We start from the raw sequence: 22,196 nt of genomic DNA on the forward strand, positions 1-22,196 counted from the left end.
CGATGAAGGGAACCTTCATCCACCTGAGGTGGAGCAAGGTTCCCTTCATCGTTCAGCTGAAGCGGCGCTGCAAGCTCACGACGTGTGCGGTCGCACGCCACGGCTCGAGGCGGACGTAGTTGGCCTGTCCCCAGTCCCAGGTCTCGCCGGTGACCTCGTCGTGCGCGATCACTCGCTCGTGCCAGTCGAAACCGAGCTCGGGCAGGTCGAGGTACAACGTCCCCTCCTGCGCGTTGTTCGGGTCGAGGCTCACGACCACGACGACCGTGTCGCCCGTCTCCGGGTCACGCTTGGAGAAGGCGACCAACGCGTCGTTCTCGATGTGCTGGAACTTCAGCGTGCGCATCTGCTGGAGTGCCGGGTGCGCCTTGCGGATGTGGTTCAGCTTGCGCAGCCACGGTTCCAACGAGCGCCCGTCCGCCAGTGCACGGGCGTAGTCGCGTGGCCGCAGCTGGTACTTCTCGGAGTTGAGGTACTCCTCGCTGCCAGGCTTCACCGCTTCGTGCTCGAACAGCTCGTAGCCGCTGTACACGCCCCACGAGGGGGAGAGCGTGGCCGCGAGAGCCGCCCGCAGCCCGAACATTCCCGGGCCGCCGTGCTGCAGCGACTCGTGCAGGATGTCCGGCGTGTTCACGAAGAGGTTCGGCCGCGCCTCGTCCCAGTGGTCGCGGAGGTCCTCGCCGAACTCGATCAGCTCCTGCTTGCTCGTCCGCCACGTGAAGTACGTGTACGACTGGGTGAAGCCGAGCTTGGCGAGACCGTAGAGCCGCGCGGGACGGGTGAAGGCCTCGGACAGGAACAGCGTGTCCGGGTAGACCTCCTTGACCTTCCAGATCAGCCACTGCCAGAAGTCCGGTGGCTTGGTGTGCGGGTTGTCGACCCGGAAGATCCGGACCCCGTGCTCGGCCCAGTGCAGCATCACCCTGAGCACCTCGTGGTAGAGGCCCTGCGGGTCGAGGTCGAAGTTGATCGGGTAGATGTCCTGGTACTTCTTGGGCGGGTTCTCGGCGTACGCGATCGTGCCGTCCGGGCGGGTGGTGAACCACTCCGGGTGCTTGAGGACCCACGGGTGGTCCGGCGCGCACTGCAGCGCGAAGTCGAGCGCCACCTCCAGGCCGAGCTCGTGCGCGCGTTCGACGAGCGCGTCGAAGTCCTCGATCGTGCCGAGCTCCGGCGCGATGGCGTCGTGCCCGCCCTCGTCCGCGCCGATGGCCCACGGCGAACCGCAGTCCTGCGGGCCGGCGACGAGCGTGTTGTTGGGGCCCTTCCGGTTCACCCGGCCGACCGGGTGGATGGGCGGGAAGTAGACGACGTCGAAGCCCATCGCCGCGACCCGGTCGAGCTCCTTGGTCGCGGTGGCGAACGTGCCGTGCACCGCCTGGCCGGTCTCGTCGATCCCGCCGGTGCTGCGCGGGAAGAACTCGTACCAGGAGCCGAACGCGGCCTTGCGCCGGTCGCACCAGATCTTGTGCGTCTTGCCCTTGGTGATCAGCTCGCGCACCGGGTGCTCGAACATGATCTTCTGCACGTCGTCGGCCAGCGCGGGCGCGACGCGTTCGTTCAAAGGCCGGTCCTCGTCGCGGAGTGCCTCCGCGGCGGACATGAGAAGTGCTCGCTCCTGCCTGCGATCGGGTCGCCGTGCCACCCGATCGAGTAGAAGTGCGCCGAGTTCGAGATCGTTCGCGAGATCACCGGGACCCTGTCCCGCCGCGATCTTCACCTCGACGGCGTGGTTCCAGGTGCCCCAGGGATCACTCCACGCGTCGATCCGGAACGTCCACGCGCCTTCGTGATCGGGAACGACCGTGGCTCCCCAGCGATCGAGGCCGATGCCGACCTCGTGCATTCTCGTCTGCCTGGCGACTCGGTCGTTCGGTCCGCGCCACGTGACTGTCGCCGCGAGCTTGTCGTGCCCCTCGCGCCACACTGTGGCTTCAACCGGAATGTGTTCTCCCACAACGGCTTTGGCTGGATATCTACCAGCCGAGACCACCGGGGATACGTCGTCGATACCGAGCCGTCCACTCATCGGCAGCGCCCTTCCGCCGTGTCGCTCCGCGTCGCCCGTAATCCTGCCTTGCTCGATCAAGCGGCCTGTCAGCGGGTTACCCCATCTAGATCCGTACCCACCTGTTGTCGATCGCACACCTTGAACACCGGGTGTGTCCAGGGCCACTGGGCATGATGTGATCCCCTCACATTCTCGGTGCTGGACCTTTCCCGGGCATCTCACAACGTTGCGAGGGTGCTACGGGTACCGTCCCGCGCGTGAACAAGCTTGGCGACCGCTACGTCCTGCTCGACCAGCTCGGCGCCGGTGCGATGGGCGTCGTGTGGCGCGCACGGGACGAGCTCCTGCACCGGGACGTCGCGGTCAAGCAGATGCTGCTGAACGACGTGCAGCCCGCGGAGGCGCACGAGGCGGTTCAGCGCGCGATGCGGGAAGGCCGCATCGCCGCCCGCCTGCAGCACCCGAACGCGATCGCCGTGTACGACGTCGTGCTCGACAACGGCAAGCCGTGCCTGGTGATGGAGTTCCTGCCGTCCAAGAACCTGTCCGCGATCCTGGACGAGCGCGGGCCGATGCCTCCCCAGGAGGCCGCGCGGATCGGGTCGCTGGCCGCCTCGGCGCTCGCCGCCGCGCACACCGCCGGGATCGTCCACCGCGACATCAAGCCCGCCAACGTCCTCATTGGACGCGACGGCCTGGTGAAGATCACCGACTTCGGCATCTCGCGCGCACTGGGCGACGTCGCGGTGACCAAGACCGGCATGCTCGCCGGCACGCCCGCGTACCTCGCGCCGGAACTCGCCCGCGGTGCCGACCCCGCGCCGCCGTCGGACGTGTTCTCGCTCGGCGCGACGATCTACGCGATGACCGAGGGCGAGCCGCCGTTCGGCAAGAGCACCAACGACCTCGGCCTGCTCTACAAGGTCGCGCGCGGCGAGACCCGTCCGCCGATGCGCTCGGGCCCGCTCACGCCGCTGCTCCTGCGCATGCTGGCCAACGAGCCGTCGCAGCGTCCGACCGCGGCCCAGGCGGCGGCGGAGCTGAAGGCGATCTCCGAGGGCCAGGTCGTCCCGGCCACCGCCGTGATCCCGCCGCGCCCGATGACGCCGCCGTCCGGCACCGCCGTGATGGGTGCGGGTCCGGGCACCCAGGGGCCGCGCCCGATGCCGACGCAGCCTCCGCGCACCAGGCCGCCCGCGCCTCAGCCCGAGTACGACGACTACGACGACTACGAGCCGGAGCCCGCGCCGAAGAAGAGCCGGGGCCTCGCGGTCGCGGCCTCGATCCTCGCGGTGCTGCTGATCGCGGGCGTGGCGTACGCGATCATCCAGACCCAGGGCAAGAAGGACAACAGCGCGGCGGGCCCCAGCACGTCGACCTCGAAGACGACCTCGCAGACCCAGCCGCCGCCCAGCACGACCAAGGACTCGCCGACGCCGACCAGCGAGAAGCCGACGTCCGAGACCTACCCGAGCAAGCCGACGTCCGAGGCGCCCGCGAGCAAGTTCACCAAGGCCCAGGTCGCCGAGTTCGTGCAGCGGTATTTCGCGAAGCTCCCGAAGAACTCCGCCGAGTCCATCGAGGACTGGGACCCGGAGAGCGCCCCGACCGAGAACGCGGAGAAGTCGTACTGGGGTGACTACACCAAGCTCGTGCTCAAGGGGAACCCGCTGGTCACGGCGTCCGACGACGGCACGTTCCAGGTGACGCAGGCCGGGGACCTGACCGAGGCGGAGACGAACAAGACCAGCCGGGTGGAGTTCACGCTCAAGATCTCCGGCAAGGGCGACAAGCTGCTCATTCTCTCGTTGAAGCGGCCCTGAACGACGCCCACCGCACGTCGCTGGAGCGGTCTTCGTGCTCGACGAACCGCTCCAGCACGCCGATGATCACCTCGATCGGGTGCTCGCAGCCCGCGGGGAAGTCCTCGGTGGTCTCTTCGTCCGTTTCGTACGTGACGGGGTCTTCGTTCGTGCCGCCCGAGGTGATCCACTCGGAGCCGCCGTCCGTCCACAGTGCGAACCCGACGCCGGGGCCCAGGCCGAGCGTGAGCGTGACCTCGCCACGGGTGTACGACCAGCATTCACGTTTGGCTGAGCGGTCGTTCGCACGCGTGTGGACGTACATCAGGAACTCGCGCGCCAACTCGGACATGATTCCAGTATCGGCTGTTCACGGGCGGTCCCCGTCTTGACCGGTTCTGCAAGTCGTTGCAGGTGTGACCGGGAACGTTGTCAGGGCCGCAGGGGTGGCAGGTAAGTTCGCTCGTCATGCGAGCACTTCGCCGGTTCACCGTCCGAGCCAGCCTGCCGGAGCCCCTGTCCGCGCTGAGCACGCTCGCCACCAACCTGCGCTGGACGTGGCACCCGCCCACGCAGGAACTCTTCGCCTCGATCGACCCCCGCGTCTGGTCCGAGGTGGGTGGCGACCCGTTGCGCCTGCTCTCCGTCGTCGACGCGGGGAAGCTGGACTCACTCGCGAGAGATGAGCAGTTCCTCCTGAAACTGCACGCGCTCGCGTCCGACCTGCAGCGTTACGTCGAGGGGCCGCGGTGGTACCAGCGGCGCCAGGACGAGATCGCGCAGCGCCGGGAGCACGGGGCGCCGGACACGCCGTTGCCGACGAGCGTCGCGTACTTCTCGATGGAGTTCGGCGTGCACGAGGCGCTGCCGAACTACTCGGGCGGCCTCGGCATCCTCGCCGGCGACCACCTCAAGGCAGCCTCCGACCTGGGCGTTCCGCTGATCGCGGTCGGCCTGCTCTACCGGTCCGGGTACTTCCGGCAGTCGCTGTCGCTCGACGGCTGGCAGCAGGAGCACTACCCGTCGCTCGACCCGCGCGGGCTGCCGCTGGAACTGCTCACCGAGCCGTCCGGGCTGCCGTTGCTCGTGCACGTGGCGATGCCGGGCGACCGGATGCTGCGCGCGAAGATCTGGCGGGCGCGAGTGGGCCGGGTGCCGCTGCTGCTGCTCGACTCCGACGTGGAGCAGAACGACGAGGACCTGCGCGGCGTCACGGACCGGCTCTACGGCGGCGACCAGAACCACCGCATCCGCCAGGAGATCCTCGCGGGCATCGGCGGCGTGCGCGCCGTGCGGACGTTCTGCGAGCTCACCGGGCACGCCCAGCCCGAGGTCTTCCACACCAACGAGGGCCACGCGGGCTTCCTCGGCCTCGAGCGGATCCGCGAGTACATCACCAACGACGGTCTCGACTTCGACCAGGCGCTGACGGCCGCACGCGCCGGTGCCGTGTTCACCACGCACACGCCCGTGCCCGCCGGCATCGACAGGTTCCCGGTCGACCTGGTCCAGCACTACTTCGGCGCCGAGAACCTGGTGCCCGGCGTGAACACCCAGCGCATCCTCGCGCTGGGCGCCGAGGACAACCCCGGCATGTTCAACATGGCGCACATGGGCCTGCGGCTCGCCCAGCGCGCGAACGGTGTGTCCAAACTGCACGGTGAGGTCAGCCGGGACATGTTCCGCGGACTCTGGCCGAGCTTCGACGCCACCGAGGTGCCGATCGGGTCGGTCACCAACGGCGTGCACGGGCCGACGTGGGCCGCGGCAGAGATGAGCAAGCTGCTGGGAGGGTCCGAAGCGGACAACCAGAGCTCTGGTCTCGGAATCGGCGCGTTCGAGCCGGTCACCGATGCCGGGCTGTGGGAGCTGCGCAGCATCCTGCGCGGGCGGCTGGTCAACGAGGTGCGGCGCCGGCTGCGCGAGTCGTGGCTGCAGCGCGGCGCGTCCGCGTTGGAGCTGGGCTGGACCGACTCGGTGTTCGACCCGAACGTGCTCACCGTCGGTTTCGCCCGCCGCGTGCCGACGTACAAGCGCCTCACGCTGATGCTGCGCGATCCGGAGCGGTTGCGTTCGCTGCTGCTGCACCCCGAACGGCCCGTGCAGCTCGTCGTGGCCGGCAAGTCGCACCCGGCGGACGACGGCGGCAAGGCGCTGATCCAGCAGATCGTGCGCTACGCCGACGACGCGGGCGTGCGGCACCGGATCGTGTTCCTGCCCGACTACGACATGTCGATGGCCCGGTACCTGTACTGGGGCTGCGACGTGTGGCTGAACAACCCGATGCGCCCGCTGGAGGCGTGCGGTACCTCGGGCATGAAGGCCGCGTTGAACGGCGGCTTGAACCTGTCCATTCGCGACGGTTGGTGGGACGAGCTCTACGACGGGTCGAACGGCTGGGCCATCCCGACCGCGGACGGCGTCAACGACCCGATCCGCCGGGACGACCTCGAAGCGAACGCCCTGTACGAGCTGCTCGGCTCGCAGGTCGCGCCGCTGTTCTACGACCGCGGCCAGGACGGCGTGCCGACCCGCTGGATGTCGATGGTCCGGCACACGCTGGCCTCGCTCGGGCCGGTCGTGCAGGCCTCGCGCATGGTCCGCGAGTACGTGGAGACCTACTACGCACCGGCCGCCGCGTCCGCGCAGACCGTCGTGGGCGAGGGCTTCCGCGGCGCCAAGGAGCTGTCCGCGTACCGGCACCGGCTGCGCGCGTCGTGGACGCGGGTGCGGGTGCTCGACAGCGACCTGGTGCTCGGCGGCTCGTCCGTGCCGGTGCTGGGCGCGCCGGTGATCGTGCGGGCACGGGTGGAGCTGGCCGGCCTGGAGCCGTCCGAAGTGGACGTTCAGGTCGTGCTCGGCAAGGTGTCGCACGACTCCGACGAGCTGAAGGACGTCGTCACCGCGCCGATGAACTACGCGGGCAACGGCAACTACGAGGCAGAGGTGCCGCTGCCGCACGCAGGAGCGCTCGGCTACACCGTGCGCGTGCTGCCGCGGCACGGCCTGCTCGCGACCTCCGCGGAACTCGGCAGGGTCGTTCTGGCTGGTTGACGGCTCCGCGAGATCAACACAGGGCATCCAGTTCGCCTTCAAACGGCGAGCTGGATGCCCTGATGTGTTCGTCTTCTTTGTTTCCTGTTCACTGCTGGTGACCTGGCTCAGGCGTGTCTTCGATTCAGGGGCTTCCCTCAATCGAATGAGCACTTTTTCGAGTGGGTGAATTCGCGATCTCCGCTGGTAGGGGTCGGTGTGCAGGCATACGCTCTGTCACATGGAATGAACCGCACCAGAATTCCTGTGATGGCTTTTCCGGCGCGGCTCCAATGAATTGCGCATTGAGGAAGAAGGTAGCCGTGAAGAAAACGATTACCGCACTCTCGCTCGTCGCAGCTCTGTTCACCGCTTCATCGACCCCGGCTGCCCTCGCGACGCCCGCCGCGCCAGAACTCCCAGCCGCCTGCGCCGCGATCGTGACCGATCTCGCCGGGAAGCTCACGAAAGTCGTCAGCAGTCTGTTGCCACTTCCGAACGTCGGCGCGGTGACACCGTTGATCGGTGACCTGCTCGGCCTGGTGACCGCGCTGCAGAGCTCCGGCTGCCTGCCCGCGCTGCCGACCAGCGGGTTGCCGGTGCCGGTCCCGGTGAAGGGCGTCGCGTACGCCGGCCCCGTCGACCAGTGCCTGCCTGTCGTGATGAACCTGATCTCGTCCATCGCGGGGCTGGGCGGCACGATCCTCGGCGCCGCGAGCGGTGGCCTGCCGGACGTCGGAAAGATCACCGGGATCCTGACGACGCTGCTGAAGACCGTCACCGACCTGCTGAGCAAGTGCGGTCTGCCGGCTCCGCCCGGTGGCCTGCCGGCGCTGCCCGGCCTGCCGCTGCCGGTCGAGCACAGCTGATCTCCACGCGGGGTGTGAAAGGGCCCGTCACCGGTCTCGGTGACGGGCCCTTTCCCTGTGTGCGTTCCGTAGTATTCCGTACCTGCCGGAATAGTCGCGACGACCTGCGCGGACACCTGTTTGGCGCAGCTCAAGCGCTTTTCGGAATTGCACACAATGGTGCGATCGATCCGTTTTTGCTCGAATGATGTGGTTAGCCTGCGATTGCTCGATCCGCTGCACGGGCCTGTTCGCGTCCTCCGCACAGGCTGCTCCCAGCCCGAGCAGGGATGTGCTGGGCACGCAGCTGGTTGGTCCCACGCGCGGTCGCACGACCCGTGGACGCGCGGAAACGGCAACGTCACCGGATCGGAGGCAACGGCAACAATTCGCCCCGGCTTTCCCGGCTGAGCTGGGCTGACTTCACGCCACTAGCTGATCTGCAGACGGGCGCGGGTCGCCGCCACCCGCGGACTCCAGCCCGCGAGCTCGTGCGCTTCGGCCGCGAGCTCGCGGGCCTTCGCGTTGTTGCCGTCCGCCATCCAGGCCCGCGCGATCGTGATCAGGTCGTCGGCCCGCCCCAGCGCGTGTTCGCTGCTCTCGGCCGACCACCCGGCGAGCTGCCGGGCCTTGCCGGTCTCGCCCTCCAGCAGCGCCATGATCGCGAGCGTCCCGTGTGCCCGGTGCTTCGGGTAGCCGGCCTCGTAGGCGTTGCCGAGCATGCTGCGCGCCGTCTCCAGCCCGGCCTCCTCTGGGAACTGCCCTGCCTCGACCGCCAGCACCGCGACGCCGGCCGTGGTCGCCATGACGAACGCCAGCTCGCGGGTGCCGAGATCGGACCGTCCACTCAGCCCCACCACGGTCTGCAGCGCGTCGAGGTACTGCTCGCGGGCGCACGCGGTGGCGACCTTCAAGCCGACGACGGTGAGCAGGTCGGCGTGGTCCCGGACCAGCTCCGCGTGGATCCGGTCGGCCTCGTCGAGGTCGCCGCGGTAGTAGGCGTCCATGCCGGCCAGCACCAGCGGGCGCGCCTCCAGCTCGCTCAGCCGCCGCCCAGTGACCCTCGGCAGCGAGAACACGAACCAGCCCAGGCTGGTGTGGCCGGGCCGTTCGACCGGCACGAGCTGCAGCAGGAAGCACGCGGTGGCGGCGAGCGCGAGCCCCCTGCCGAACGCCGACCCGGTCGCGAACCAGCAGGCCGCCGCGACCACCGCGCACAGGACGGCCGAGAAGGCTCCGGTGAGAACGGTCCGCCTGCGCACACCAGGCTTCAGGCCGGTGATGCCGATCGTCGCCAGCACCGGGATGTTGCGCAGCACGATCCGCCGGTTCGTGGTGGTCCACGACTTGAGCTCGCCGCCGACGCCGATGATCACGTGGGTGATCCGGAGTCCGAAGAGGACGGCGCCGAGCGCCAGACCCACCTGCAGCGCCATGAGCTCCAGCAGCAGACCTGCCAGCGCTCCGGCCAGGCCGATGTACCAATCAGAGAGGGTCCAGGCGATCGTGCCGGCCACCACCAGGGCCGTCACGACCCAACGCACAACTGTCACGGTCTCCAGACGCTACCGGCGTGGCAACGGTTCCACGTGCGGATCAGACGACGGCCTGCGAGCCGCCCTCGCGGATCGGCAGCCCGGCCGCGCGCCAGCCCCGGTACCCGCCGACGAGATCGGTCGCGTTGGCGAGCCCGATCCGTTGGAGATCACGAGCGGCCAGCGACGACGCCCAGCCCTCGTTGCACACCACCACGACGGTCGTGTCGGCGGTGAAGCCGGGCAGCCGCCAGTCGCCCACCGGGTCGAGGCGCCACTCCAGCACGATCCGCTCGACCACGACGGAGTTCTCGATCTCGCCCTCGGCCAGTCGGTTGTGCACCGGCCGGATGTCGACGATCAGCGCGTCCTTCAGCTGGTGCAGCTCGTGCGGCTCGAGGCGTTTCAGGTGCGATCGCGCCTCGTCGAGGATGGTGTCGACGTTGCTCACGGGCCCTCCAGGTCGGCCAGCTGACGCAGTTCGGACAGCGGCAGGCGCTGCGCGGGCAGCGGCGGGATGGAGTCGGGGATGTCGTGCAGCGAGGCGTACTCGCGGGTCGGCACGAGCGGTGGCGAGTAGGCGTGCACGGTCGCGGCCGGCGCTTCGAACGGGTTCGTGACCTGGTGCGCTCGCCCGGAGCCGAAGCCGATCGCGTCGCCGGTGTCGCGAACCGCCGTGCGGATCGGGCCCGCCGGGTAGCGGTAGTCCTCGTTGAGCTTGCCGGTCAGCACCGTGAACGAGCCCGCGGAGCCGCCGTGGTCGTGCGGCTCGGTGCCCTGGCCCGGCAGCCACGACAGCAGCCACAGCTCGACGCCCTCGGTCAGGCCGAGACGCGCCCACCAGCGGTGTTCGGTCGAGTAGTCGAGGATCTGGAGCAACCCGGTGGTCAGCTCACTCGCCACGAACGAGGTGAGATCACGCAGCTCACGTGGTGTCCAGAGCGACCGGGACGGATGGATCACGTCACGCAGCAGCTGGCTGTCCAAGGCCGGGTGAAGGTCGAATTGATCTTGCTGTGCATACGTCGAAGTCACGCACTCGCTCCTGAGGCCGCGTCGGTACGGGGGTAGCGATCAAGACGCGACGCAGGGCGCTTGTGTCAGCGCGTGCGTCGCGTCGAGCTACACCCGCACGACGCCACGAGTACGAGGTCGATCGTGCGGTCGGTCCAGCAATAGACGACCACGGGCGTGATGGTGCCAGACGCCCTCGGAACGTGGCTAGAGCGTCCACGAGATGGTCTGTGGTCTTCACCAAAGGTTGCGTCCATCTGATCGGACGCCGTACGCAGCAGACCATGGAGCTCAGTCGCCGAAAGGCGCTCGCACTCGGTGCCGCCGCAGCCCTGCTGCCCACGGGCACCGCACAGGCCGCCACACCACCAGCGATCTTCTACTCACCGCACCAGGACGACGAGTCGCTCGCGATGGCCGGGTCGATCCGCGAGCACGTGGAAGCCGGGCGGAAGGTCGTCCTCGTGTTGCTCACACGCGGGGAGAACGGCGGGTTGCTGGACATCATGAACGGCACCGCGGACTGTCCGTTGGGGACGGATTGCCCCGGCGGTGGTTCACACAGCTTCGGTCTCGTGCAGGACGACATCGTCCGCGGCCGCACCGCCGAGTTCACCGCAGCCGCCCGTCGCCTCGGTGTCGACGAGATCGTGCGGAATCGGCCGGACTCCGCGTGGGGCGACTACGCCGGGTTCGTGCAGGAGGTCCGCGACACGATTCTGGAGTTCGAGGCGCGGTATCCCGGCGCCTCGCACAAGCTGGTCAACGGCTATCGGGACGTGATCTACGGCTATCCGGAGGACGAGCCGAACCTCACGCACAAGGCGTGCCGGGAAGCGGCGGAAGGCCTGGATCTGGATCTCCGCTTCTACTGGGTCTACGGCTACACATGGCCGCTGGAGAAGCGGACCGCCGACTACGTGCTTCCGTTGAGCGACAAGCAGTTCGCGCGCAAACGGCAGGCGCTGGCCGAGTACTCGCGCTGGGACCCGAAGCGCGGCAGGTACGCGCTCGGGTACCACAGCGTCGGCACGCTCATGATCGACCCGGCGGCGGCGGATCCGCGCGAGTACATCGACCTACCTCACTCGATTTCCCGGTAGTAGTAAGGAAACGGGTCGTTCGGGAGGTGCACCGGGATCGCGCCGCGCAGTTTGGCGTCGAGCTCGGTGCGCACCCGCCACTGGCCGTTCGGCTTCTGGACGGCGACTCCCTGCCACGGGAAGACGTTCGTGAACTTGTTGACCAGGTGGAAACCCCACTGGCCGGGCTTCGGGTGGACGGTGCCGCGGATCGACTGCGGGTAGAAGCGCGGCACCATGTTCATGACGCGCAACGTGTACAGCGTGAGCGTGAACCTGAGCGCGTACTCGTCGGCGCGCTTCAGGATGTGGTCGCCCACCGCGCGCATCTCGTCCGCCGCGCCGGCGACGTCCTCACCGGCGACGGTGCGCGAGAGCACCTGACTGAGCAGATGCACGGCCTCGGCGTGTGTGTTCATGTTCGCCGTGAGGTTGCGGACGAGGTACTTGCGGTGCGCGTCGTCGGTGTTGTCGTGCCACCACTTGCGCACCTTGGGTTCGAGGCGTGCCTTCACGTCGTCGAACTCGTCCTGCACCGAGGCCACGACATCGTCGAGCATGTCGACCATCGTGATCGTCTTCTCGGCGTCGAGGTCGCGGATCATCCGCTCGGCGCCGGCCCGGTAGCAGCGCGCCTCGTGGTCGCTGACGCCGAACAACGGTCCGTAGATCATGCCGTCGCTGATCACGTGCATGACCGCGCCCGGCTCGTGCACGAGGCTGATCGCGTGGCTCAGCTCGATCAGCCGCTGCAGGTTCAGCAGCTCGGCCATGTCCGGGGAGCGGCGGCGGACCTTCACCGGGTTCGGGATCTTGAACGGGTACGACGGCAGCGTCACCGGAATCGGCGTGCCCTGCTCGACGTGCAGGCGCAGGGTGTCCTGCCACAGCTCCCAGTTCTCGGTGAACCTGGTCTTCTCGACGCTGCCTGCTCGGTAGCGCCCGCACGCCATGATCTCGAAGATCCGCCTGGCCGGGTCGTCGATCCGGGTCAGCTTCGGACGGATCTTGGCGATGAACGTCTCCGCCTCGGCCAGCGCGGTCTCGCGAACCGCCGCGTGGTCGATCGACTCGACCACCTCGGGTTCGGGTTCGGCGGTTCCGAGCGCCACCACCCCGCCGCGCACGGGTTCCGTCGGGCTGAGCATCACGAACCACGGATCGACTGTTTCCACGTCGAGCACGGCAGGGCTCCCTCGCGGTTGGCGACAAACGAATGCGGCACGGATTCGTTGTTATTCTCGACAGAGTTCTCCGCTGTCGCCAAGGGGTGAAAATCGCCATCTGGGGGAGGGATCCTGCCAATGCGCAGAGTTGTCGTGTTCGTGTCGGAAGGGGTGGTCCTGCTCGATCTCGGGATGGCGTCCTGTGCATTTGAGGACGACCTGAGCGAAGGTGCGATCCGATACCAATTGAGATATGCCTGCCTCGACGGGAAAAGTGTGCGGACCTCGCATCGGCTGCGCATTGAGGCACATGGCGGACTCGAACTGTTCCGGCGCGCCCACACCGTTGTCGTGCCCGCTTTCACCAGCGTCAACCGTTCCGCCACGCCCGCGGTGTTCGATGCGTTGCGGGCTGCTCGTGCGGCCGGCACGCGCCTGGTCGGGCTCGCGACCGGCGCGTTCGTGCTGGCAGAGGCGGGTGTGCTGAACGATGGCGTCGCGGCCGTCAGTGCCGAGTGGTCAGACGTGTTCGCGCGCCGGTTTCCGCAGGTCGATGTCGCTTCCGGGGTGCCTTACGTCGAATGGGAGAGCGTTTCCACGTCGAGCGACTCGGCCGGAACCGTCGCGTTGCTGCGGCATCTCACCCGGCGCGACTCGGACGGCGGAAATGAAACCGACAGCTTGTCCGAATTGAAGGAATGGATTGTTCACAACCTCGAAACGCCCTTGTCGCTGGGTGAGCTGGCCAGTCGCGCGCATCTCTCGCAACGCACGCTGATCCGGAGATTTCGTGCTGAGACGGGCCTGTCTCCCGGTCAGTGGATCCTGGCCCGCCGCATCGACGCCGCCAAGACGTTGCTCGAAACGACACCGGACACGGTCGACCAGATCGCCCGCGCGGTCGGATTCAGTTGCGCGAGCACGCTGCGCGACCATTTCAAGCGCGTGACCGGAGTCACACCCTCGAATTACCGCTCCGTTGCCCTGAATGTGGACCGCGAGCTCAGGAGCAGTTGAGACTCCGATCAGCGAGGCACCCGCAGCAGTAACAGCGCGCGCGGTTCCAGCGTCAGCGTCGACCTGGGCAGCACCGCGCCCGGTGTGGCCGGCGAGCCGTCCGGTGTCGTCGTGTCGAGGAACGGCTCGTACGACGGCCCGTACCGCTCGTGCGGCATCGTCACCGTGATCGGGTCCGCGCCGGCGTGCATCAGCAACAGCCACGAGTCGTCCGACACCAGCTCGCCGTCCCGCGTACGGGACAGGCAGTTCGAGCCGTCGATGAACATGCCGAGCGTGCGGCGGCCTTCGTCGAACCAGTCGGTCTCGGCCATCTCGCGCCCGTCCGGCCGGAACCACACCAGGTCCGGGTTGCCGCTCGGAGTCGTGCGGCCCTCGAAGAACTCCGGCTGCCGCAGTGCGGGCGAGCTGGCACGCAGGTCGATGACCTTCTGCGTGAACCCGAGCAGCGCCTTGCCCGCGTCGGTCTCCGTCCAGTCCACCCACGACACCTCGTTGTCGAGGCAGTAGGCGTTGTTGTTGCCGCCCTGCGTCCGCCACATCTCGTCGCCCGCCACCATCATCGGCGTGCCGGTGGACAGCAGCAGCGTCGCGAGCTGGTTGCGCGCCTGCTTGGCGCGGAGCGTGAGCACCTCGGGATCGGTCGTCTCGCCCTCGGCCCCGCAGTTCCACGACCGGTTGTCGTTGGTGCCGTCGCGGTTCTCCTCGCCGTTCTCCTCGTTGTGCTTGTCGTTGTAGGACACCAGGTCCCGGAGCGTGAACCCGTCGTGCGCGGTGATGAAGTTGATCGACTGCCAGGGCCGCCGCAGGTCGTCCGCGTAGAGGTCACTCGACCCGCTCAACCGGTACGCGAGGTCGCGCACCGACGTGTGCCCGCGCCAGAAATCCCTGACCGTGTCGCGGTACCGGCCGTTCCACTCGGCCCACTGCACCCCGAAATCGCCGACGCGATACCCGTCGCCCGTCGCGTCCCACGGCTCCGCGATCAGCTTCGCCCTGCACAGCACCGGATCCGTCGTGATGGCCGTCAGCAGAGCGCTGTCCCGGTCGAAGAACCCGCCACCTGGCCGCCCCATCGTCGACGCGAGGTCGAACCGGAAGCCGTCGACGCCCATCTCGTCGGCCCAGTACCGCAGCGAGTCCGTCACCAGGCGCACGACCTGCGGCGATCCGGCGTCCAGCGTGTTGCCGCACCCGGTGATGTCGACCGTGCTGCCGCCGCCGGCGTGCAGGTAGTAACCCGGCGCGTCGAAGCCGCGGAAGCAGATCGTCGGCCCGTCCGGCCCGCCCTCGCACGTGTGGTTGTAGACGACGTCGATCAGCACCTCGATGCCCGCGGCGTGCAGCGCGGACACCATCGTCCGGAACTCCTGGACCTCGCGGCCGGGTTCGCTCGCGTACGCGGCGTGCGGTGCGCAGTAGCCGAGCGGCGAGTAACCCCAGTAGTTGCCCGCGTTGCGACCGATCAGCGACGGCTCAGCCTGGAACGCCTGGACGGGCAACAGTTCCACGGTGGTGACGCCGAGCCTGGTCAGGTGCTCGACCGCCGCCGGGTGCGCCAGGCCGAGGTAGGTGCCCCTCAGCTTCTCCGGGATGTCCGGGTGGTTCTTCGTGAAGCCCTTGACGTGCATCTCGTAGATGACGGCCTCTTCGAACGGCACCTCCGGCTTGACCCCGGTGTCCGCGCCGCCGGGCGAGCTCACGACGCTCAGGGGAACGCTTCCGAGCGAGTCGATCGCCGACGGCGGCCCGTGCATCGGATCGCCCACGTACCCGAGCGAGGCCTCGAGATCCGTGATCTCGCCGGTGATCTGCCGCGCGTACGGGTCGACGAGGATCTTGGCCGGGTTGCACCGCAGCCCCCGCCCGGCGTCGTACGGCCCGTGCACCCGGTACCCGTACTTCTGCCCTGGCGTCACGCCGGGGATGAGGCCGTGCCACACCCCGAACGTCCTCTCGGTCAGCTCGACCCGTTTCTCCTCGCCGTCGTCGTTGATCAGACAGACCTCGACCGCGTCGGCGACGTGGGACGTCACCGCGAACCGGACACCGCCTGCCTCGGCGTGTGCCCCCAGTGGGAACGGACGGCCTGCCAGCACCTCGGACTCGGGTCGCGTAGCCATACCTCCGATCTTGGCATCCGATACCGACAAAAAACTCGCGAGTTCACCGCACCGGCCCAGCCCACCCGCCTATCGCCCCCACTTGCCGCCGCACGCGGGGCCCCCGCGTCCTCTCCTGCAGTACGAAAGCTCCCCGCGTACTGCAAGGAGCCACCCCGATGGGGGGTCGGGGGGAGGGGGTTCGGAAGAATGCGAGGCGTGGCGGACGTCGACGTGACAGATCTGGTCGTGCACATGGCGGGCGTATCGGTCCGTCGTGGGAAGAACGTGCTGGTCGGCAACATCGACTGGAGCGTGGAACTGGATGAGCGCTGGGTGGTGCTGGGCCCGAACGGCGCCGGCAAGACCACCCTGCTACGGCTCTCCAGCGCCGAACTGCACCCGACCAAGGGCAAGGTCCACCTCCTGGGTGAACGCCTGGGCAAGACCGACGTCCAGGAGCTCAAGCCGCGCATCGGCCTGTGCTCGGCGGCGTTGAACGGTCGCGTCCCCGGCGACGAGACGGTCGTCGACCTGGTCGTCTCCGCCGGATACGCGGTGCTCGGCCGGTGGCGCGAGGAGTACGGCAAGCAGGACACGGACCGGGCCCGCGAGCTGCTCGGGACGCTGGGCATCGAGCACCTGGCCGACCGCCTCTACGGCACGCTGAGCGAGGGTGAGCGCAAGCGCACCCTGATCGCCCGTGCTCTCATGACCGACCCCGAGATGCTCCTGCTCGACGAGCCCGCCGCCGGTCTTGACCTGGGCGGACGTGAGGATCTGGTCGCGAAGCTGTCCGAGTTGGCGCTCGACCCGGACGCGCCGGCGATGGTGCTGGTGACGCACCACGTCGAGGAGATCCCGCCCGGTTTCACGCACGCGCTGCTGCTCCGTGAAGGCTCCGTCGTCGCTCAAGGCCTGCTCGACGACGTTCTCACTGAGGAAAACCTCTCAAAGACGTTCGGTCAGGACCTCGAACTGCAAAAGTCGGGGGAGCGGTTCTTCGCCCGCCGAAAGGTCTGACAAGCTACCGCCGGGTAACGTGACACCGCCGTCGCGACTAAGTAGGAGGGCGCCGCAGTGGCTGAGTTCGTGAGGCTGGAAGTCGAGGACGGGATCGGCACGATCCGGCTGGATCGGCCGCCGATGAACGCCCTGAACCGGCAGGTGCAGACCGAGCTCCAGGCCGCCGCCAAGGAGGCTTCCGAGCGTTCCGACGTCTACGCGGTCATCGTCTACGGCGGCGAGAAGGTCTTCGCGGCCGGCGCCGACGTCAAGGAGTTCGCGCAGATCTCCCACGCCGAGATGACGTTGCGGGCCAAGAGCCTGTCCGACGCACTCGGTGCGCTCGCCTCGGTGCCGAAGCCGACCGTCGCCGCGATCACCGGCTACGCGCTGGGTGGCGGGTTCGAGGTCGCGCTGGGTTGCGACCGCCGGATCGCCGGTGACAACGCCAAGGTCGGCCAGCCCGAGATCCTGCTCGGCCTGATCCCCGGCGGTGGCGGCACGCAGCGCCTCGCCCGGTTGATCGGCCCGTCCAAGACCAAGGACCTGCTGTACACCGGCCGGTTCGTCGGCGCCCAGGAGGCGCTCGAGCTCGGCATGGTCGACGAGGTCGTCGCGCCGGACGACGTGTACGCCGCGGCCGTTCGCTGGGCCAAGCAGTTCGTCAACGGACCGGTGCTGGCGCTGGCCGCCACGAAGGCCGCTGTGGACGGCGGCCTCGACACCGACCTGGAGTCGGGCCTCAAGTTGGAGAGCCACCTCTTCGCGGCGCTGTTCGCGACGGAGGACAAGAAGGCGGGCGTCGAGTCGTTCATCGAGAACGGGCCCGGAAAGGCGAAGTTCAGTGGCAACTGACCCGGCACCCAACCCGCACGCGACGGCCGAAGAGGTCGAGGCGGCCTACAAGGACACCAAGCTCGCGCAGGTGCTCTACCACGACTGGGAAGCGGGCACCTACGACGAGAAGTGGTCGATCTCCTACGACGACCGCTGCATCACCTACGCGACGGACCGGTTCCGTGCGGCGGCCGGTGACGTGGGACCGTACGAGCACGCGCTGGAACTGGGCTGCGGCACCGGTTTCTTCCTGCTGAACCTCATGCAGGGCGACGTGATCAAGAAGGGCTCGGTCACCGACCTGTCGCCCGGCATGGTCGAGGTCGCGCTGCGCAACGCCCAGCACCTCGGACTGGACGTCGACGGCCGCGTTGCCGACGCCGAGCGGATCCCGTACGACGACAACACGTTCGACCTCGTCGTCGGGCACGCGGTGCTGCACCACATCCCCGATGTGGAGGCGGCGATGCGCGAGGTGCTGCGGGTGCTGAAGCCCGGCGGCAAGTTCGTGTTCGCGGGCGACCCGACGAACATCGGCAACTTCTACGCCCGCAAGCTCGGCCAGGCGACGTGGTGGCTGACCACCAACGTCACCAAGGCCCTTCCGCTGCTGGGATCGTGGCGCCGTCCGCAGGAGGAGCTCGACGAGTCTTCTCGTGCCGCGGCCCTGGAAGCCGTCGTCGACCTGCACACGTTCGACCCGGATCAGCTCGAGGCGACGGCTCGGCGTGCGGGTGCGGTCGGCGTTCACGCGGTGACGGACGAGCTGTCGGCCGCGCTGTTCGGCTGGCCGGTGCGCACGTTCGAGGCCGCCGTGCCGCGCGAGAAGCTGGGCTTCGGCTGGGCGATGTTCGCCTACCGCACCTGGCAGAACCTCTCGTGGGTCGACCAGAACGTCTTCGCGAAGGTGCTGCCGCGCGAGGTGTTCTACAACGTGTCGGTCACCGGCAGGAAGTCCTCCTGAGTTGGGGTACGCGTTCACCTCGTCCGACGTGGCGTTCCTGCGGTCTTCCGCCGGAGTCGCCGCGCTGGCCGAGGTGGACGCGTTGCCTTTCACCGACTCCTCCCGGTTGCACGACGTAGGAGTTGCCAGGAAGCTGCTCGGCGCTTCCTTCGCCCCGGTCGTGGAAACCGTGCTGCTGCGTCGTCGTGCGGTGTCCAAATTGGACTGTTCGGCGGGCTGGCTGTTCACCGACGACGCTCTCCAGCAGGCCACCGCGTCCGCAGTCGCGCGGCATCGTGCGGCGCGGTTCGTTGGCCGGGATGTCCACGACGTCACGTGCTCGATCGGCGCGGACCTGTTCGCGTTGAGCGCGGTCGCCGCCCGGTGCGTCGGCTCGGACCTCGATCCGGTCCGGCTTGCCATGGCGCGCAACAACGTTCCCGGCCAGCTGGTCGTCCAGGCCGACGCGTTGCGGCCTGTGTCGCGCGCTGGAGCCGTCACGGCAGACCCGGCCCGGCGTGACTCGTCCGGTCGCCGCAAGTGGCATCCGCAGGACTTCGTGCCGCCGTTGGACGAGCTGTCTTCGATCTACTCCGGGGTCGATCTGGCGGTGAAGTGCGCGCCCGGTATCGACTTCGCGGTCGCGCCCTGGGCCGACGAGATCGAGCTGGTGTCCTTGGACGGCGCCGTGCGGGAAGCCTGCCTGTGGACGCGAGGCCTTGCCACGCCAGGGGTTTCGCGCCGCGCCACGGTTATGCACGGGTCCTCGTCGTGGACGATCACCGACGGCGAGCCCGACGACTGCCTCGTCGCTCCGCCCGGGCAGTGGATCATCGACCCGGACGGCGCGGTCGTGCGCGCGGGTCTGGTCCGGCACTACGCGGCTCGGCACGGCCTGTGGCAGCTCGACGAACGCATCGCTTACCTGAGCGGGGATGTTGCTCCGGCGGGCATCCGTGCGTTCCGGGTGCTCGAACACGGCCACTACACCGAGAAGTCGCTGAAGTCGCTGCTTTCCACTCGTGGTGTCGGCCGGTTGGAGATCCTGGTGCGGGGCCTGGACATCGACCCGAACACGCTGCGCAAGCGCCTCAAGCTCTCCGGCCCCGACGAGGCCACGGTGGTGCTGACCCGGATCGGCTCGAAACCGGTCATGGTGCTGTGCCAGGCCGAGCGCACCTGAGTGCCTCGTCAGGGCCCCTGCAGCGCGCTCAGCATCAGATCCAGCCGGGCCTCGTGGTGATCCGGTCGTAGCCGGTGCCCGTGCGTGAGCGTCGCGATCCCGTGCAGCGAGCTCCAGAACACCTCGGTCAGCGTCTCCAGATCCCGTTCTCCCGCAACAGGTCCGACCGCCGCGACGAGTTCGCCGAACGCGTCCCGCAACTCCTGCGGCACCTCGTCCGTGCCGAACGGGATGTCCACCTGCTGCACGAACATCGCGTCGTACAGCGCGGGCCTCTTCGCGGCGAACTCCAGGTACGCCTCCGCGGCTGCTTTCAGCCGTGACTCCCCTTGCTCGGGACGGGCTTTGCGCATCAGCCGCGCCAGCTCCCCGCACCCCTGGATCGCCACCGCGCGCACGATGGCGTCCTTGCCCTTGAAGTGGCTGTAGAGCACCGGCTGGCTGTACTCGACCTTCTCCGCGAGCCGGCGCGTCGTGACCGCCTCCCAGCCTTCCGCCTCAGCCAGCTCGCGGGCAGCGTCGATGATCAGCTGGTGCCGTTCCGCGCGTTCACGCTCGCGCCGGTTCTGGATGGTCACCACTCGAATCTAGCACCGCTAGACATCCGAGCGCGACTAGTGTGAGCGTCGCTCTATTCGCTAGCAACGCTAGAAGTTCCCGGAGGGCATCATGCGTCTGAACACGGTCATGGCCTGGCTCGTCGTGCTGGCCGGCTTCTACTTCGGCCTGAGCTACCTGCTCAACGGCGACGGCGCGGCAGCGGGCTTCGGCATCGTCGACCCGGCCGGCTACTACGTCGTGAAGGGCGTGCGAGACGTCGCCTACGGCCTAACAGCCCTGATCCTGCTGCTGTTGAAGCAACGCCGAGCGCTGGGCTGGGTGGTCCTGGCCGACGCGATCATCCCGATCGGCGACTGCCTGGCCGTGATGACCCACGGCGGCACAGTGGGCTACGCGCTGGCAGTGCACGGCTCCGCAGCCGTGCTGGTGCTGCTCACCGCGGCACTGCTGCTCCGGGAGACAACGCCCGCACAGCCGCAGCCAGTTCCGAGTCGTTGATCTCGCTGAGCAACATCCCGGTCAACACGTGGAACGCCCGCCGCAGCTCGTCCTGATGCGTCGACAACACCAGCGTGCCGGCGAAAGCGGAGGCATCGGCGAGATCGTCCAACCCGCGCCCCTGCACCGCGTTGACCCCTTGCTCAAGGCACCGCAACGCCATCACCTGGTCGCGCATGTTGTTGATCATGTACAGCGCCTGCCACGAGCGCCCGCGCTCGATCGACGACCGCGCGTGCAGCGCGTAGAGCCAGGCGAGCCCGATCAGCCCGTCGCGGCCGGGCTGACCAACGTGCGGGATCTCGTTGGCCTCGCCGAACAGCAGCCGGAACGTCGGCCCGGTCGCACCGAACTCCGTCGACGGCCAGAACGCGATGTCGACCTGCAGTGTCGACCGCATCAGGTAGACGCGGAACAACACGGCCCCGCGCCGCACGTCGAGGTGGCTGACCGCGCCGCACGCGTACATCAGCGCGGTCCAGTCGGCCACCACGGCGTCGATCTCGCGGTCGACCGAGAGCGCGAAGTCGATGTCCGACCAGCGATCCTCCCTGCCCACGGCCGCCGACCCGGTCAGCGCCGCCCCGACCACCCGCGGGTCGGTGTCGGCGGCGTTGACCAGGTCACGACGCAGCTGATCGCGTTCCGAAACGGTGAACACCACCCCACATTATTGGCCGCGGCGCGAAGGATCGACGCTGGCGCAGTCTTCTGCGAGATCACTCCACGCCGCACGGACGAAGAACCACGCAGGGACGCCAATCCCTTACGTGAGCAACCCGAGCCGCGAAGCCTCCGCGAGCGCCTGCGCCCGGTTGTGCACCCGCAGCTTGAAGAACAGCTGCCGTTGCTCCGACTCGACCGTCTTCATCGCGATCCCCAACGCCGAAGCCGTCTGCCGGACCGACTCCCCGCGCGCGATCGACGCCAGGATGTCGTTCTCCCGATGCGTGAGCCCGGGAACGTTGTCCGGCATGGCGACCCCGCGACCCGGAGTTCGCACGAGCCCCAGCCGAGCCACGACCGCGGCAGCCTGCACCCGGCTCTGCACCCCGAGCTTCGCGAAGATCCGCCGTTTGTAGTTGACGACGGTGTGCGGCGAGAGCTGGAGAGCCGACGCGACCAGCACAGCCGACAGTCCGGAGCAGACGTACGCGAGCACTTCCATCTCGCGGTCGGTCAACGCTCCCGGCGCGACACGGCGCATGGGAGCGAGAGGCACGTGCTCCAAAGAGGCGCGCAACGAGGCGAGCCCGCACGTCGGGCACAGCGGCACGAGTGGAAAGTCCGGTACGAATTCCGGTGGAAGCTGCCCCACCACCACGTCCGGCGGGCGCAAACGACACAACAGCACCAGGTCTTCCAAGGTGCAGGCCGTGCCGACGACGAGCCAGCCGGGCAGGGCATCGAGCCAGGTTGCTACGGCGTCGGAGGTGAGCAGGTCCGACGAGTGCACTGCGATCCTCGTTGACCGCACGCAGTTGGGCATGGCGGCGCCTCACGCTCAGAGCGAGGCGGCGGCGCTTGGGCTTACGTCACAAGATAGGACGTGGGTGGTT

20 protein-coding genes are annotated in these 22,196 nt (G+C 68.4%); 10 read left to right on the plus strand and 10 right to left on the minus strand.

Annotated features, from left to right (window positions below; genetic code table 11):
- Positions 1-52 precede the first annotated feature (52 nt).
- Positions 53-2,029: an alpha-1,4-glucan--maltose-1-phosphate maltosyltransferase gene (locus tag UK23_RS32470; RefSeq protein WP_045315527.1), complete on the minus strand. Its 1,977-nt coding sequence runs from the start codon at positions 2,027-2,029 to the stop codon at positions 53-55.
- Positions 2,030-2,268: 239 nt separating this feature from the next.
- Here UK23_RS32470 and UK23_RS32475 point away from each other — a divergent pair, with 239 nt between their 5' ends.
- Positions 2,269-3,834 (plus strand): serine/threonine-protein kinase, encoded by a 1,566-nt coding sequence (locus tag UK23_RS32475; RefSeq protein WP_052685256.1) that lies wholly within the window; start codon positions 2,269-2,271, stop codon positions 3,832-3,834.
- Here the strand turns inward: UK23_RS32475 and UK23_RS32480 are convergent.
- Entirely contained in the window at positions 3,809-4,165 is a 357-nt protein-coding gene (locus tag UK23_RS32480; protein WP_045315528.1) for an Imm1 family immunity protein, read from the minus strand. The two genes, UK23_RS32475 and UK23_RS32480, sit on opposite strands and share 26 nt — an antisense overlap.
- A 116-nt stretch (positions 4,166-4,281) precedes the next feature.
- On the opposite strand from UK23_RS32480, the gene glgP reads away from it, so the two are divergent.
- Both glgP and UK23_RS32490 read left to right on the plus strand, forming a co-directional pair.
- Positions 4,282-6,867, plus strand: a complete 2,586-nt coding sequence (gene glgP / locus UK23_RS32485) for an alpha-glucan family phosphorylase (RefSeq protein WP_045315529.1) — start codon at positions 4,282-4,284, stop codon at positions 6,865-6,867.
- A 302-nt stretch (positions 6,868-7,169) separates the two neighbouring features.
- Positions 7,170-7,715 (plus strand): hypothetical protein, encoded by a 546-nt coding sequence (locus tag UK23_RS32490; RefSeq protein ID WP_045315530.1) that lies wholly within the window; start codon positions 7,170-7,172, stop codon positions 7,713-7,715.
- A gap of 410 nt (positions 7,716-8,125) precedes the next feature.
- On the opposite strand, the gene UK23_RS32495 is transcribed toward UK23_RS32490, so the two are convergent.
- The 3 genes from UK23_RS32495 to UK23_RS32505 are packed head-to-tail and all read right to left on the minus strand — an operon-like array spanning position 8,126 to position 10,264.
- Positions 8,126-9,247, minus strand: coding sequence for a hypothetical protein (locus tag UK23_RS32495; RefSeq protein ID WP_045315531.1), 1,122 nt, complete (start codon positions 9,245-9,247; stop codon positions 8,126-8,128).
- A 43-nt stretch (positions 9,248-9,290) separates the two neighbouring features.
- Positions 9,291-9,680 carry a rhodanese-like domain-containing protein gene (locus tag UK23_RS32500; protein WP_045315532.1) on the minus strand — a complete coding sequence of 130 codons (390 nt, stop codon included), beginning with the start codon at positions 9,678-9,680 and terminating at the stop codon, positions 9,291-9,293.
- On the minus strand, positions 9,677-10,264 hold the full coding sequence (locus UK23_RS32505) for a cysteine dioxygenase (RefSeq protein ID WP_045315533.1): 588 nt from the start codon (positions 10,262-10,264) through the stop codon (positions 9,677-9,679). Before UK23_RS32505 ends, UK23_RS32500 begins: the two co-directional genes overlap by 4 nt.
- Before the next feature lie 263 nt (positions 10,265-10,527).
- On the opposite strand from UK23_RS32505, the gene UK23_RS32510 reads away from it, so the two are divergent.
- Positions 10,528-11,346: a PIG-L deacetylase family protein gene (locus tag UK23_RS32510; protein WP_156213536.1), complete on the plus strand. Its 819-nt coding sequence runs from the start codon at positions 10,528-10,530 to the stop codon at positions 11,344-11,346.
- On the opposite strand, the gene UK23_RS49135 is transcribed toward UK23_RS32510, so the two are convergent.
- Positions 11,328-12,509 carry an L-tyrosine/L-tryptophan isonitrile synthase family protein gene (locus tag UK23_RS49135; protein WP_052685258.1) on the minus strand — a complete coding sequence of 394 codons (1,182 nt, stop codon included), beginning with the start codon at positions 12,507-12,509 and terminating at the stop codon, positions 11,328-11,330. The two genes, UK23_RS32510 and UK23_RS49135, sit on opposite strands and share 19 nt — an antisense overlap.
- A gap of 120 nt (positions 12,510-12,629) precedes the next feature.
- Between UK23_RS49135 and UK23_RS49140 the strand changes: the two genes are divergently transcribed.
- The gene (locus UK23_RS49140) at positions 12,630-13,508 is read left to right on the plus strand and encodes a GlxA family transcriptional regulator (protein WP_082115146.1); all 879 of its coding nucleotides are present in this window, start codon (positions 12,630-12,632) and stop codon (positions 13,506-13,508) included.
- 8 nt (positions 13,509-13,516) lie between these two features.
- Here the strand turns inward: UK23_RS49140 and glgX are convergent, their stop codons facing one another.
- A complete protein-coding gene (gene glgX / locus UK23_RS32525; protein WP_045315535.1) occupies positions 13,517-15,631 on the minus strand; it encodes a glycogen debranching protein GlgX in 2,115 nt (704 codons plus the stop codon).
- 189 nt (positions 15,632-15,820) lie between these two features.
- Here glgX and UK23_RS32530 point away from each other — a divergent pair, with 189 nt between their 5' ends.
- The 4 genes from UK23_RS32530 to UK23_RS32545 are packed head-to-tail and all read left to right on the plus strand — an operon-like array spanning position 15,821 to position 19,578.
- The gene (locus tag UK23_RS32530; RefSeq protein ID WP_045315536.1) at positions 15,821-16,633 is read left to right on the plus strand and encodes an ABC transporter ATP-binding protein; all 813 of its coding nucleotides are present in this window, start codon (positions 15,821-15,823) and stop codon (positions 16,631-16,633) included.
- 57 nt (positions 16,634-16,690) lie between these two features.
- A complete protein-coding gene (locus tag UK23_RS32535) occupies positions 16,691-17,470 on the plus strand; it encodes an enoyl-CoA hydratase/isomerase family protein (protein WP_045315537.1) in 780 nt (259 codons plus the stop codon).
- Entirely contained in the window at positions 17,460-18,416 is a 957-nt protein-coding gene (locus tag UK23_RS32540; protein ID WP_045315538.1) for a class I SAM-dependent methyltransferase, read from the plus strand. Before UK23_RS32535 ends, UK23_RS32540 begins: the two co-directional genes overlap by 11 nt.
- 1 nt (position 18,417) lies before the next feature.
- Positions 18,418-19,578, plus strand: a complete 1,161-nt coding sequence (locus UK23_RS32545; RefSeq protein ID WP_045315539.1) for a THUMP-like domain-containing protein — start codon at positions 18,418-18,420, stop codon at positions 19,576-19,578.
- Between the two features lie 8 nt (positions 19,579-19,586).
- Here the strand turns inward: UK23_RS32545 and UK23_RS32550 are convergent, their stop codons facing one another.
- Complete coding sequence (locus tag UK23_RS32550) at positions 19,587-20,156, minus strand: TetR/AcrR family transcriptional regulator (protein WP_045315554.1); 570 nt, start codon at positions 20,154-20,156, stop codon at positions 19,587-19,589.
- 91 nt (positions 20,157-20,247) lie between these two features.
- Here UK23_RS32550 and UK23_RS32555 point away from each other — a divergent pair, with 91 nt between their 5' ends.
- Entirely contained in the window at positions 20,248-20,637 is a 390-nt protein-coding gene (locus UK23_RS32555) for a DUF4267 domain-containing protein (protein ID WP_045315540.1), read from the plus strand.
- Here UK23_RS32555 and UK23_RS32560 read toward each other — a convergent pair.
- Positions 20,573-21,298: a hypothetical protein gene (locus UK23_RS32560; protein WP_045315555.1), complete on the minus strand. Its 726-nt coding sequence runs from the start codon at positions 21,296-21,298 to the stop codon at positions 20,573-20,575. The genes UK23_RS32555 and UK23_RS32560 overlap by 65 nt on opposite strands.
- A gap of 105 nt (positions 21,299-21,403) precedes the next feature.
- Positions 21,404-22,093, minus strand: coding sequence for a LuxR C-terminal-related transcriptional regulator (locus UK23_RS49145; protein WP_052685260.1), 690 nt, complete (start codon positions 22,091-22,093; stop codon positions 21,404-21,406).
- Between the last annotated feature and the right edge of the window lie 103 nt (positions 22,094-22,196).

The sequence above is a fragment of the Lentzea aerocolonigenes genome (assembly GCF_000955955.1).
Classification (GTDB): domain Bacteria; phylum Actinomycetota; class Actinomycetes; order Mycobacteriales; family Pseudonocardiaceae; genus Lentzea; species Lentzea aerocolonigenes_A.

What these genes read in the sequence shown, in the direction of transcription:
- UK23_RS32555 (WP_045315540.1), top strand. Translation starts at nt 20,248, where the DNA reads ATGCGTCTGAACACGGTCATGGCCTGGCTCGTCGTGCTGGCCGGCTTC.
- UK23_RS32470 (WP_045315527.1), bottom strand. Translation starts at nt 2,029, where the DNA reads ATGAGTGGACGGCTCGGTATCGACGACGTATCCCCGGTGGTCTCGGCT.
- UK23_RS32530 (WP_045315536.1), top strand. Translation starts at nt 15,821, where the DNA reads ATGCGAGGCGTGGCGGACGTCGACGTGACAGATCTGGTCGTGCACATG.
- UK23_RS32510 (WP_156213536.1), top strand. Translation starts at nt 10,528, where the DNA reads ATGGAGCTCAGTCGCCGAAAGGCGCTCGCACTCGGTGCCGCCGCAGCC.
- glgX (WP_045315535.1), bottom strand. Translation starts at nt 15,631, where the DNA reads ATGGCTACGCGACCCGAGTCCGAGGTGCTGGCAGGCCGTCCGTTCCCA.
- glgP (WP_045315529.1), top strand. Translation starts at nt 4,282, where the DNA reads ATGCGAGCACTTCGCCGGTTCACCGTCCGAGCCAGCCTGCCGGAGCCC.
- UK23_RS49140 (WP_082115146.1), top strand. Translation starts at nt 12,630, where the DNA reads ATGCGCAGAGTTGTCGTGTTCGTGTCGGAAGGGGTGGTCCTGCTCGAT.
- UK23_RS32480 (WP_045315528.1), bottom strand. Translation starts at nt 4,165, where the DNA reads ATGTCCGAGTTGGCGCGCGAGTTCCTGATGTACGTCCACACGCGTGCG.